Origin of the sequence: Lancefieldella rimae ATCC 49626 (genome assembly GCF_000174015.1) — a bacterium.
Taxonomy (GTDB): Bacteria; Actinomycetota; Coriobacteriia; order Coriobacteriales; family Atopobiaceae; genus Lancefieldella; species Lancefieldella rimae.
In genome coordinates, this window is record NZ_ACFE01000002.1 from 23,170 (window position 1) to 35,444 (window position 12,275).

Sequence of the window (12,275 nt, forward strand, 5' to 3'; positions counted from 1 at the left end):
TACCGCAACACGAGCGCCTTGCCACCCATATTGTTTATTCTCTTGCTTCAAATCCCGCCGTGGCGAGAAGTGCCTCTGTCGGAATGGCCCCCTCGCGCAAAATGCACGGAGTCTTGGATGTACAGTCGACAATGGTCGATGCAACCGCAAGAGGAGCCGGACCTCCGTCAAGTATCAAATCCGAGCAGTCTATGAGCTCCTGCTCCACGTCTTTCTCACTTACCGCCGATGGATTTCCATGGATGTTGGCACTCGTCGTTGCCAGCGGAACACCAAGCCCGTTGATAATCTCACAAACCAACTTTGACGCCGGCATACGCAAAGCAATCGTATGATTTTGAGGCAGGACGTACTCGTCCGGAACAGTATCCGCGGCTTTTACCACGAGCGTTAGAGCCCCCGGCCAATATGCTTTTACCAGTCGATATGCCCATGCGGGAGCATCTTTGGCATATCGGTCAAAGTCGGATTTCTTGCCAACCAGCCATGGGAGCGTTTGAGTGCGATCTCGGTGCTTTATGGTAAAAATGCGCTCATGACCGGGATTGTTGGAAAAAGCCGCCGCTCCAATGCCATAGACGGAATCGGTGGGTACGATAAGTACCCCACCTGCACGCGCCACTTCAACTGCCTGTGCAATAACTGCGGACGCAGGATGATTTTGATTGACGCTCACACAGATACCCATAGCTATTCCGCCTCTTTACGATACGCCACGAGAATTCGCGGTCGATGTGTAAGGTCTTCTTTGATTGAAATATCTCGCCACACTCCCGCTTGGCGCGCAAGCTCAGCGGCTCTATCAAGATGACCCTCGTAGAGCTCAATGCAAAGCATGCCGCCCGGAGCAAGCATGTGTGGAGCCTCTTGTAAAAGACGTCGATACACGTCGAGCCCATCATTGCCGCCATCGAGCGCAAGTTTTGGCTCAAACTCTTTAACTTCCGCAGGCACCGATTTCTTCAGTATCTCTGTGGGAATATAGGGCGGGTTAGAAACCAATACACAAAATCTTTCCACGTCCTCTTTTGGCACGCCGGACACAAGGTCGCATTCGATAAGATGCACGCGATCGGAAAGACCAAGCGCATCGCAATTACGCTGAGCCAGCGAGATTGCTTCCGGTGAAACATCGGTTGCCACCACGTCTGTATCTGGGCGCTCTGAGGCAATGGACAGCGCAATGCATCCGGTTCCAACGCCCACTTCAAGTACCCGAAGGGGCTCCGGCGTTCCGTCCTTCTCGCCGGCGGCGCATTTTTGGTCAATGCCTTCCAAAGCGATATCCACAAGCACTTCAGTTTCAGGACGTGGTATTAACACGCCCGGTTCACATTTGAGAACAATGTGCCTAAAGGGCATCTCACCGGTAACGTATTGAAGGGGCCGTCCGGACGCGCGCTGTTCAACCGCTTGATGCATTCGGTTCAGCTCATCCTGCATAAGCGGCTTGTCGAAATTAGTGTACAGTTCCACGCGTGAGAGACCGGTTGTGGCCGAGAGCAGCCACTCTGCCGAGAGGCGTGGGTGCTCGTCACCTTTGCGCTCCAGATATCCTGACGTCCAGTCAAGAATACGTTTAATCGTCCAGCTCTGATCTTGCATACCGATACTTGGAAAATCAGACGGCTTGCGCGAGCTTCTCGGCACGTTCTGCAGCAGCCAGCGACTCAATGACGGAAGGTAAGGTATCGCCTAAAAGCACTCCATTATACGTGCCATTGAAGCCAATGCGGTGATCCGTAACTCGATCCTGTGGCTGGTTGTACGTGCGAATCTTCTCGGAACGTGCGCCGTGCCCGATTTGCGAGAGACGATCAGCTCCTTGCTCTGCCTGCTGACGCTCAAGCTCCTGCTCATACAAGCGGGCACGAAGCATCTGCATACAGACCTCGCGGTTTTGTATCTGTGAGCGCTGATCTTGTGACTGCACTACGGTGTTTGTAGGCAAGTGTGTAATACGGACAGCCGAGTATGTGGTGTTCACACCCTGACCTCCTGGTCCGGAAGCACAATAGGTATCAATGCGCAGGTCTTCCTGGTTAATTTGGATGTCTATGTCATCGGCTTCAGGAAGCACCGCAACCGTAGCGGTGGAGGTTTGAATACGGCCCTGTGATTCTGTCTTTGGTACGCGCTGTACACGGTGAACCCCGGACTCAAACTTCATAACCGAATAGACCTTCTCGCCCGTAACCTTGAACTCAATCGTTTTGAATCCTCCAGCTTCAGACGGAGAGCTCGAAAGCACCTGAACCTTCCAACCGCGTGATTCGGCAAAACGCTCATACATCTTAAAGAGGTCGCCCGCAAAAATTGCCGCCTCATCACCGCCTACACCGGCGCGTATTTCAACGATGGTATCTTTTTCATCATTGGGGTCCCCTGGAATGAGCTTGATTTTAATCTCATCTTCAAGCTCGGGAAGCTTAGCTTCATTCTCGGAAATATCGGCCTGAAGCATCTCTTTCTCTTCCGCATCACTTGAGCCACTTAACAGCTCCTTTGCGGCTTCAATATCATCAAGGGCATCAATGTAGCTTCGAGAAAGCTCCACGAGTTCAGCCTGGTCCGCATGCTCTTTTGCAATGCGCGCATACTCCTTTGGATCGGAGACAACCGCAGGATCTGCGAGCTTCTTCTCAAGATCCGCATAGGCCGAAAGGATCTTCTCTAACTTGTCGCGCATATCATACTCCCTACCATTCAAATTTCATCCCTGTGAGTTTACCACCTACAAGCTTGTTCTATTCGCCGCAGCGATTTTCACACGAATGTGGGAAACTTTCTATAGGACGTTTGGATGGTGAGATATGAGCAAGACGTTTGACAAAATTGAACAAGACTTCTCTGACGCAGGCGATGACTACGTCTTAGACACTGCTGAGTCTGAGGACTCTATCTTGGATGATGTCTCTGATGACGACTCTCCAACCGGCGAGCTTTTCTCACGTGGCGAGAAGAACTCTGACGCTTTTTCGTCTTTTTCTTCTCAAACCACCACGGTATCCGATGCTCATGGTGATGCCACGAGCTTGAAAGACGTTGCCTATAGCATCTCTTCCTACGCCCACCATCGCCGGCGCAGACTCGCAACATTTACCCATCGTCACCGTATCGCCGTAGGAATTCTTAGTATCTTGTTTCTTGCGGCACTGTCCGCTCTTGTTGTTGCGTTTGTCCGCACCAACGACATTCCAAGTATTGACGCGGTTACCAATGACGCACGTACCCACGTCTCAACACCCACCTGGACTCCCGGCGCATACGATGCTGATGAGAATCTCATGCTTACCGGCATTGAAGTTGGCACTCGAAATCGAACCATGACTGCCATTTCCAGCGAAGACGCTCAATTTGGCGCAACGGGATATGCAAGTGCACAAGTTACTACACGTTACTCGGGTGCAGCGGTTGTAGCCGTTAAGACTTCCACCTTGGGATACGCCAACCTCTCAAATTCATGGAAGCCCATCGGTCAGGAAAAAGACACTTCTGTTAGTTTTGAAGCCACCTCGGGTGTTGCAACACAGAAGGTCCTCGATGCTCATGAAGACCTTCTCAAAACACTTGATGAGGCGCATTTCTCCAAGGGCGCGTCAGCGTCATATTTTGATACTTACGGACATGGCTCTTTTGACATCGTTGATGCAAGCTTTGATCGTGAAAAACAAACCTGTTCTGTCGTTATGAGGTGCACGCGCTCCGACAAGCTTTCAAAGATTTCCGTTGACCTGCGCATTGATTTTGCATTTGACGGCGGAAACGGAACCTGGGCACTTGCAAACGTTGGAATTGCCAAAAATCCCACGCGAGACTACAGCGGTCTTATCGGCACCTGGACCGGAACATTTGAAAAGACCGAATCAAGCAACTCCGGCGGCCGGTGTTACGCCGGACGCTATACACCTTTCTCGCTTACCATCTCATCTGCAGAATTTACCTCTGACTCCACAGTAAACATCACCGGAACGGTATCGGGGCTCGTCCACGATCACGGACCCGTTAGTGGCGACTATCGAGCTGTTGAAGGAGACACGCCTTTTACCGGACTTACGTTTTCTGCCTCTACCGATATTGACAAGAAAAATGAACTTACCCCCGGTGGAACCATTGCGTTTTTGGGCGCATATCCAAACGGAACCAAAAACCCTTGGATCACCTTACGCTTTGACGACACGGACGGAACGGGAATCGCTACGGTTACTTCATATCACACCGAAAAAGATACAACGACAACTTTCACGGATACCTATCGACTCTCCAAATAGATTCTCTGTGCAGCCATTTTTAGTTTCTCTTATTGAAGTGACCTCGGACAAGACTCACAACGGTAGGGATAACGGAAACCAGCACAATGCCAACAATGAGCAGCTCAAAGTGCTCTTGAACCACGGGTATTCCACCAAAGAAATATCCAAGCAGGATAAACAACGTTGACCACGTAATGCCACCAAGAACATTAAATATGACGAAGTTGCGCCAATGCATACCGCCCATACCGGCAATAAACGGCACAAATGTGCGAATAAAAGGGAAAAACCGCCCGAGGAAAATGGCTAAGTGCCCCCACTTATCGAGAAAGGCTTCGCTTTTTTCCATACGCTCCGGCGTCATAACCTTCACGCGACCTGACACCACAATACGACGCCCAAAGAAATGTCCGATCATAAAGTTGCACTGGTCGCCCAAAATAGCGGCAATCCATGCAATACCAATTAAGATAAAAATAGAAAACCCACCATTGTGGGCAAAGAAGCCGGATGCAAACAAAAGTGAATCACCCGGCAAAAACGGGAAGAAGACAACACCCGTCTCAATAAAGATAATCAAAAATACAAATCCATATGCGGCAAACGGTCCTGCAGCAATGGCTGCGGCAATAGCGGAGCGCGGATCACGCAGCAGCGAGACAATCGCGTCAATAAATCCCATTTCACCCAATCTCGATATGGTCGCATCGTTGTATATGACGAGAAGACCTGGTAGTCCATTCACGCTTTCAAAAAGCGCGCTTAGTAGGTACGGATGCCCGTAAGGGACCCCTTATGGCTGCTGCCTCCCGGCCCTGACCAGGTTCGAGGTGTTACGTCACCCGTACCCACTAAACGCGCTGTAGATACTCTACCCTATTCGAAAGTCTTATGCACGGCACACTTTAGATTGAATTGAAGCCGGATTCACCGTGAACGCAAACCCCTCTCCAACCAAAGTATGCCTAAACTCAGGTTTTATCGTCTGTGAGCTCGATAATAAGCAATCAGCGACTGTGTGGAAGCATCCTGCGTTGCACAGGCGTCATCGTCGTGCAGTGCCGGTGTAATCTGTTTTGCCAACTGCTTTCCAAGCTCAACGCCCCATTGATCGAACGAATCGATACCCCAGACAACGCCCTCAACAAACGTAATATGCTCATACAACGCAATGAGTTCACCTAAAGCACACGGCGTAAGTTGATCGCCAAAAATAGAGGTGGTTGGACGATTTCCCGTGAATACGCGAGCCGGCACCATCCACTCGGGAGTTCCTTCAGCTCTCACTTCATCGGCGGTCTTGCCAAATGCAAGCGCCTTGGTCTGCGCTAGGAAATTGGCCAAGAAGAGCTCGTGGACATCCTGAGATCCGTCTTTTGTCGGATTGTGCGTATTGGCAAAGGCAATGAAATCACAGGGGATCAATCGAGTCCCTTGGTGAATCAGCTGGTAGAAAGCATGCTGGCCATTCGTCCCCGCTTCTCCCCAGAAAACTTCACCGGTCTCCGTTGTTACCGGAGAACCGTCCCAACGTGTTGACTTACCATTTGACTCCATGGTGAGCTGCTGAAGATAGGCAGGGAATCGATGCAGGTATTGATCGTATGGGAGTACGGCATGTGTGGCTGCTTTAAAGAAATTGGCATACCAAACATTGAGAAGACCCATGAGCGCCACCACATTTTGCTCAAGCGGAGTGTTCTTGAAGTAATTGTCTACAAAGTGGAAGCCATGTAAAAACTCTTCGAAACGCTCGGGGCCATACGTCAAGGCAATTGCCAAACCAACCGCAGAGTCAACGGAATAGCGGCCGCCTACCCAATTCCAAAAACCAAACGCATTGTCCGGATCAATTCCGAAGGCTTCCACTTTATCCAAAGCGGTAGATACGGCCACAAAGTGCTTACGAATTGCTTCGGCTTGCTGTTGGCCGGAACCATCAATGGCACCCGCCTTCTGCAACGCCTCAAGAAGCCATGTGCGAGCACTGCGAGCATTTGTCAGCGTTTCAAGCGTCGTAAAGGTCTTAGAAACCACAATAAAGAGTGTCGTCTCAGGATCAAGGCCGCGTGTTTTCTCAACCAAATCCGAAGGGTCAATGTTGGACACAAAGCGCGCGGTAATGTCAGCATCGGCGTATGGGCGAAGCGCTTCATAGACCATCACAGGGCCCAAATCAGAGCCGCCAATACCAATACTGACGATGGTTTTTATCGATTTTCCCGTAACGCCTTTCCACTCGCCCGAGCGTACCCGGTCACAAAAGGCATACATCCTCTCAAGCGTATGACGCACATCGGCTACGGTATCTTGGCCATCTACGACAAATGTACCGATCTGGTCAGCGGGACGTCGCAGCGCCGTATGCAAAACCGCACGATCCTCTGTTGTATTGACGTGCTTTCCGCTATACATATCGGCACGACGCTCTTCAAGACCTACCTCACGGGCAAGCTCACACAACAGCTGAAGGGTCTTCTCGTCAACAAGATTCTTTGAGAGATCTATCTGAAACTCGTCAAGCGTAAACGTTAGGCGAGAAGTGCGCGTAGGATCTTGTGCAAACCACGTGCGTAAATCAATTCCTTTTTGAGTAAGCTCTTGATAGCGTGCTTGAAGTGCCTCCCAAGCTTTAGTTTGAGTGGGATCAACGGGTTTATGTGTGGGGGCAGTTTGTACGGCCATGAGATCTCCTTTGGTTGCATACTGCTTTAAGGATAGACCGCATGGCCGTCTGAATCTAGTTAAATCATAGTATTAATATGGTTCTCCTTGTGGCGGAACCTGTTTAAGATACGCCCACCGCACCTGTTTTTCATGAGAATCTCCCAATGCACCTGCAAAGTTATCAAGGTTTAACACGCGCATTCCAAGAACATGTACTACCAGACCGGGAGTGAGAAACGCTGCTTTTTCCGTAGGCTGTGTAACAAGCTCGGTGCTAAACGCCGATCGAAACGACTCTAAAGCTAAGTCGTCACAGATAAACACCGTATCCGGATCTATTGTCATGACCGCTTGCCGTACAAGCGCAGTAGGCAGCGGAGCCAGATGGTCTGACGTTGTAGAAAGTGATATCCAGTCTTCCGGAGCATAGCCAAGTCTCTCAAGCGAGGCCCGCAGAGCCGTAAGCTCGTCTGGTGTGAAATCTGAACCCTTAACGAACAAAACCGGTGCAAAGGCATTCCCTTCCATACGGACCTCCTGATTGATAAGGTCTTGCAACTCTTTTGTTGCCTTGGCAACGATAATTTCTTTGCGCATAACCCTTTTGCTTGGCATATATGCCCCTTCCAGACGTTTCTACTATGCACGGTTTTTACAATTTGGGCAACTCTATGTATGGCATTGTCCATTTTGGGGATAAGGCCAGTAACGACAAAACGCGAGGCATAAAAGCCGCGCAAAACAGGAGGTATATTTATGGCACAGCAACTAACTACTGCAGAGTTTGACTCTGTTCTCGCTTCCGCAGATAAGCCTGTCCTTGTAGACTTCTGGGCTTCTTGGTGCGGACCTTGCCGAGCACTCGGCCCTGTTGTAGAGCAGGTCGGCGAAGAAATGTCCGATAAGCTCAGCGTTTATAAGGTCAATGTTGACGATGAGCCCGATCTTGCCACGAGGTTCCGCATTGTGTCCATTCCAACGCTCATTCTCTTTAAGGGTGGCGAGCCCGTTCATACTATGGTCGGAAACCTCCCCAAGTCTGATCTTGTCTCGGAACTTACCGCAAATCTTTAAGTTCTTCTTGCTCTCTGGGTTATGTTTCTGTATACCTGCAAGTACTGATAAAATAGAAACACCACAGCGGCACGTCTTTTCGGCGCGCCGCTTCTTGTAAGGGGCGTATGTGTCAGGACGTACAGATACTCATATATCACAGGATACCTTCTCCTCCGAGGGCGATAAGACCCGCGATCTCTCTGTTCTTGCAACGACAGATTCCGAGAAGACCGGGCAGTTGAAAGGCATTCGTCGCCACATTATCTTATCCAAGCTCCGTGCGAGTCTTTCGGTTGGAATTCTTGTCCTTGCCGCTACCGTTTTCGTACTCCTGCTCATTGACGTCACCGCCGGCGATGTCATAGGTCTTGATAGATTTGCATACCGCCTTATAGTGGTACATCTGCGCACACCTTGGCTTACCGGGATTATGGAGGGCTTTTCTGGTCTTGCAAGTCCGGTTACGGTTATCGTCATGTTGATCGTAGTTGCCGCGTTCGCACCCGGTCCCAACGTAGGCCGCCTTGCATCCATCAACCTTGCCAGTGCCTTGGCGGTTGACCTCATCTTTAAAGCAATCGTACAGCGACCCCGTCCGGATGGTTTTCGCTTGGTTGTGGAAACGGGCTACAGCTTTCCTTCCGGTCACTCAATGTTTTCAATGGCATTTTACGGTTTTCTTATCTGGCTGGTTTGGCACTATGAGAAAGACCGTCTTCAGCGCTGGCTCTTTTGCTTTTCGTTTGCCTTTATTATCGTCATGATTGGTATAAGCCGCATCTATCTGGGAGTACACTACGCCTCAGATGTTCTCGGTGGCTATTCGCTTGCCCTGGTCTGGTTGGTTCTTTTCACCAAGCTTATGGTACCCGCACTGATACGCCAACCAAAAGAGCCTCCCTTGGACTGAGGCTCCTGTTTGCACTCTTAAGACTTAGAAGAAAACAGACCCCTCATTACCTTGCGCGTAGAAAGGCTGTCCTTTTCGCCTAACTGAATGATTTTTGCATCTACGATTTTCTGAGCAACGTCATCAACGAAAATCCGTCCTATCGTAGGCCCCTGCGGTCCCCGAGGAAATGTTGGACTTCCCGGATTCATGACCAAAGTATCAGTCCATTCGTCCTTCTCGATAAAAGGGCGATGCGTGTGTCCGCAGATGGCAACGTCACATCTCATAAGGTCCAGGCGCTCACGATAATGGCAAACCTCCCATTTGAGTCCGTCTGCATAGAAAAATACCTTTTTGCGCACCATAGGACCGTAGTCATATGCAAAGTCATTGTTACCCAAACACATCCGTACGGGAGCGATTTCCTGAAGGGTTTTGTAGTCTTCAAGCGAGGTTATATCGCCTGCATGCACGATGCAATGAGTGCCCTGAAGTGCTTCCAATAACTCAGCCGATAAATATCCGTGCGTATCTGAAATAATGTCGTATCGTACTAGTGACATATACTGTTCTTCCTGTTAAATTGCCATCACGTGCTACTCAAGATTGAGCAATCGTACCCGTAAAGCTCTTTCTATATACCAAGAGCCCGTTTAAGAGCAACTACACGACGACGTGAAACCGAGATGTGTTTGTCCTCAAAACCTTGAATAGTAAGTTGTAGGATACCGGCAGATATAACTTCCACGTCTGCAACATACTCTAAATTTACAATATAGCTACGATGGATACGGAAAAAGCCGTGTCCCACTAAACGATCTTCAAGTTTCTGCAGAGAAATTGTCGAGAGGAACCGGTCGGTCTCGGTATAGATGCAGGAATAATCGTCTTTTGCTTCAATAAAGCGTATTTGATCAATGGGGACCAAAACCTTACTGCCGCTTTTTACAACGGGGATTCTTTCTACACTTGCCGGAAGATTCAAAGGTTTTATGTGCTCAACAATCTTATCAAGTGCCTGCGCAAGACGATCCGTTTCAACGGGCTTCATTAAATAGTCCGTAGCATCTACCCCAAAGGCATCCAGTGCATATTCGCTATACGCCGTCACAAAAACAACTTGCGGTGGATTCTTCAGCTTATGGAGGGCTTCGGCAAGTTGCATACCATTGGTCTTTGGCATGGAGATGTCCAAAAACATGACATCAACCCGGACTTCCATGAGCTTCTCGACTGCTTCACGTGCACTCGTTGCTTCAACTATGAGATCAACGCGGCCCGATTCTTCCAACAAATACTTCAACTCAGAACGAGCCGGAGCCTCATCATCAACGATCATTGCACGCATACCGTAAGCCCCCTATTACTATACGTATTGTGTGGCGCCATGTTCTATGAACAGCCCTTTTTGTTCGGCAGCGCCTGCAAGTTTTAAAGTTACACAAGTACCCTTACCCAATTTGGAAAGAATCTCAACACCGGAGCCCTGATCATAGAAACGCTCCACACGCTCAAGCACGTTTCTCAGAGCAATACCTGTTCCTTTTTGCGCTCGCGAAGGATACTCATCGTCTTGTGTAGTCAAAAGATTTTTGACCTGATCTTCTTCCATACCCAGGCCGTCGTCAGCTATGGCAATGAGAATGTCGCCCCCGTCGCTGGCAACGTGCACGTCAATATGCAATGGCCCCTCATCGCGCATGGCATGCCGTACCGCATTTTCAACAATGGGCTGCACCAAAAAGGAAGGGACGAGAATATCCTCACATCCCGCCTCTACGTGTTCGCTTTCAATAATGCGCTTCTCGCCAAATCGAGCCTTCTCGATGGTGAGATAGCTACGTACCTGCGTAAGTTCCTGCGAAAGCGGAATGAGCGCATCGGCGGAGCTCTCAAGAGTCCTGCGGTACAGTCCGGCAAACTCACGAAGGAGATTACGCGCTTTTTCGGGATCGGTGCGTGTTAAAGAAGCAATGGTATTTAGTGTATTGAACAAAAAGTGGGGATTGATTTGGGCCTGCAATGCTTTCACTTCCGCCCGAGCGGTGAGCTCTGCCTGTCGATCAAGTTCGTAGGAAGAAAGCTGCGTTGAGAGGAGCTGCCCTAAGCCTTCCGCAATCGCAAGTTGCGTCCGATCAATATCAATTCCGCGACGATAGTACAGCTTGATGGCGCCTACCGCCTTATCTTGCACCATCAGAGGAACGATAATACCGAAAGCGCTTCCGCGAGTAGCACTCTTGCGCTTCAACACTTGTTGGCGGCTATCAATCGATACAAATGTCTCCATACGACAACTCGCAAGCACCTCGGAGGTGGGACCGGATATACGTGATCCGGGAAGGTGCGTGGTTGGAATGTCCCCCTCAAATCCAAGTACATGCTCACGATCGGTTAGTCCTATTGCGGCTGCAGATGTCTGCGGCAACAATAAAGAGCAGATAATAGGGGCACTTTCTGCATTTAATCCACCACGGAGGTTTTTAAGTGTCTGCGACGCCACATCAAGTGTTCGCTCCGTTGCTTGAGAGTGATCGGTATCCGGCGAAGGCATCATGGTACCACTTAAAATGACGAGCATGGCAAAGCCCGCTCCTGCCGCCATCGCCGCAACGAGATTATCGAAAATAACTCCCAGCGTAAGAAGGACCAAAAACACAAAGCATATAAAAATGAACGCGATATGTTTTGTACGCGTCGTGTACGTTAAAAATCTCTTCATACCGAAATCTGCATACCCTCAGGCTCCTCAAGAGATGCCGGTAATGGAGTCTTCTTGAGTGCACGCACAAGTGGCAGTCCAAGTATATAGAGGACAACTGCCTCACCAAGGCCTGTCGTAAACAGTCCAAAGAGATACATCAGCATATACGAAGTCTCAAGATCGATATCCGTAAACGGAATGGTGTAAAACCCGATGCCTTTGAGGAGAATAGGAAGATATGCCGGGACAATTACTGCATTTGCAAGAACCGGCCCCAAAAGTGCCAAAAGTGGTCTTTTTCTCATCTTCCACGTAATAAACGCACCTACGCATGTGGCAAGCGACCCAAATACAACGTCAAGCAAGCCAAGGGCTCCGGTACCGGAAAGAGCCATATTTGCAACGTTGGCAATCACGCAGCCAAGAGTCAGACCCGGAACCGCGTCAAAGGTAAACAGAGCCAGTACCGTCAAAGCTTCTGAGATACGGAACTGGATGGGGCCCCATGCAAGACTTCCTAAAAACAAAATGGTAATGAGGGTAAAAGCTGCGTATACTGCAGCAATCATACCAATACGGGCAATGTGACGTGTTTTCTCAAACGTATTTTCCGTAGATTGTCGTGCGTACTTTGACAACATAACCCCTTACATAAAGCAAAACATATCATCGTTTAGTTGCGCTACAAACTATAGTAACCTCT

At 49.6% G+C, this 12,275-nt stretch carries 12 protein-coding genes, 1 other RNA gene and 1 pseudogene; 3 read left to right on the forward strand and 11 right to left on the reverse strand.

Annotated elements, in window-relative coordinates; genetic code table 11:
- Positions 1-34 precede the first annotated feature (34 nt).
- From ATORI0001_RS07965 to prfA, 3 genes are read right to left on the reverse strand one after another with little or no spacing between them, the layout of a single operon-like run.
- Complete coding sequence (locus ATORI0001_RS07965; RefSeq protein WP_003148931.1) at positions 35-688, reverse strand: L-threonylcarbamoyladenylate synthase; 654 nt, start codon at positions 686-688, stop codon at positions 35-37.
- A gap of 2 nt (positions 689-690) precedes the next feature.
- Entirely contained in the window at positions 691-1,605 is a 915-nt protein-coding gene (prmC, locus tag ATORI0001_RS07970) for a peptide chain release factor N(5)-glutamine methyltransferase (protein WP_003149130.1), read from the reverse strand.
- Positions 1,606-1,621: 16 nt separating this feature from the next.
- A complete protein-coding gene (prfA, locus tag ATORI0001_RS02790) occupies positions 1,622-2,689 on the reverse strand; it encodes a peptide chain release factor 1 (RefSeq protein WP_003149460.1) in 1,068 nt (355 codons plus the stop codon).
- Between the two features lie 124 nt (positions 2,690-2,813).
- On the opposite strand from prfA, the gene ATORI0001_RS02795 reads away from it, so the two are divergent.
- Positions 2,814-4,271, forward strand: coding sequence for a hypothetical protein (locus tag ATORI0001_RS02795; RefSeq protein WP_003149561.1), 1,458 nt, complete (start codon positions 2,814-2,816; stop codon positions 4,269-4,271).
- Positions 4,272-4,290: 19 nt separating this feature from the next.
- On the opposite strand, the gene ATORI0001_RS02800 is transcribed toward ATORI0001_RS02795, so the two are convergent.
- The 4 genes from ATORI0001_RS02800 to ATORI0001_RS02810 form a co-directional block, all read right to left on the reverse strand.
- Positions 4,291-4,935: a DedA family protein gene (locus tag ATORI0001_RS02800; RefSeq protein ID WP_003149403.1), complete on the reverse strand. Its 645-nt coding sequence runs from the start codon at positions 4,933-4,935 to the stop codon at positions 4,291-4,293.
- Positions 4,936-5,012: 77 nt separating this feature from the next.
- Positions 5,013-5,108, reverse strand: an RNA gene (gene ffs, locus ATORI0001_RS07720) — signal recognition particle sRNA small type.
- Positions 5,109-5,231: 123 nt separating this feature from the next.
- Positions 5,232-6,938: a glucose-6-phosphate isomerase gene (gene pgi / locus ATORI0001_RS02805; RefSeq protein ID WP_003149537.1), complete on the reverse strand. Its 1,707-nt coding sequence runs from the start codon at positions 6,936-6,938 to the stop codon at positions 5,232-5,234.
- A gap of 72 nt (positions 6,939-7,010) precedes the next feature.
- Positions 7,011-7,535, reverse strand: a complete 525-nt coding sequence (locus ATORI0001_RS02810; protein ID WP_003148918.1) for a hypothetical protein — start codon at positions 7,533-7,535, stop codon at positions 7,011-7,013.
- A 129-nt stretch (positions 7,536-7,664) separates the two neighbouring features.
- On the opposite strand from ATORI0001_RS02810, the pseudogene trxA reads away from it, so the two are divergent.
- Positions 7,665-7,994: pseudogene (gene trxA / locus ATORI0001_RS02815) on the forward strand (thioredoxin); the annotation flags it as partial.
- Positions 7,995-8,103: 109 nt separating this feature from the next.
- Positions 8,104-8,886 carry a phosphatase PAP2 family protein gene (locus ATORI0001_RS02820; RefSeq protein ID WP_003149674.1) on the forward strand — a complete coding sequence of 261 codons (783 nt, stop codon included), beginning with the start codon at positions 8,104-8,106 and terminating at the stop codon, positions 8,884-8,886.
- A gap of 17 nt (positions 8,887-8,903) precedes the next feature.
- Here the strand turns inward: ATORI0001_RS02820 and ATORI0001_RS02825 are convergent, their stop codons facing one another.
- The 4 genes from ATORI0001_RS02825 to ATORI0001_RS02840 all read right to left on the reverse strand — a co-directional run bounded on the left by ATORI0001_RS02825 (position 8,904) and on the right by ATORI0001_RS02840 (position 12,213).
- A complete protein-coding gene (locus tag ATORI0001_RS02825; RefSeq protein ID WP_003149132.1) occupies positions 8,904-9,431 on the reverse strand; it encodes a metallophosphoesterase family protein in 528 nt (175 codons plus the stop codon).
- 71 nt (positions 9,432-9,502) lie between these two features.
- Positions 9,503-10,216, reverse strand: a complete 714-nt coding sequence (locus tag ATORI0001_RS02830) for a LytR/AlgR family response regulator transcription factor (RefSeq protein ID WP_003149297.1) — start codon at positions 10,214-10,216, stop codon at positions 9,503-9,505.
- Positions 10,217-10,234: 18 nt separating this feature from the next.
- Positions 10,235-11,590 carry a sensor histidine kinase gene (locus tag ATORI0001_RS02835; RefSeq protein WP_003149375.1) on the reverse strand — a complete coding sequence of 452 codons (1,356 nt, stop codon included), beginning with the start codon at positions 11,588-11,590 and terminating at the stop codon, positions 10,235-10,237.
- Positions 11,587-12,213, reverse strand: a complete 627-nt coding sequence (locus tag ATORI0001_RS02840; RefSeq protein ID WP_003149553.1) for a QueT transporter family protein — start codon at positions 12,211-12,213, stop codon at positions 11,587-11,589. Before ATORI0001_RS02840 ends, ATORI0001_RS02835 begins: the two co-directional genes overlap by 4 nt.
- Positions 12,214-12,275 lie beyond the last annotated feature (62 nt).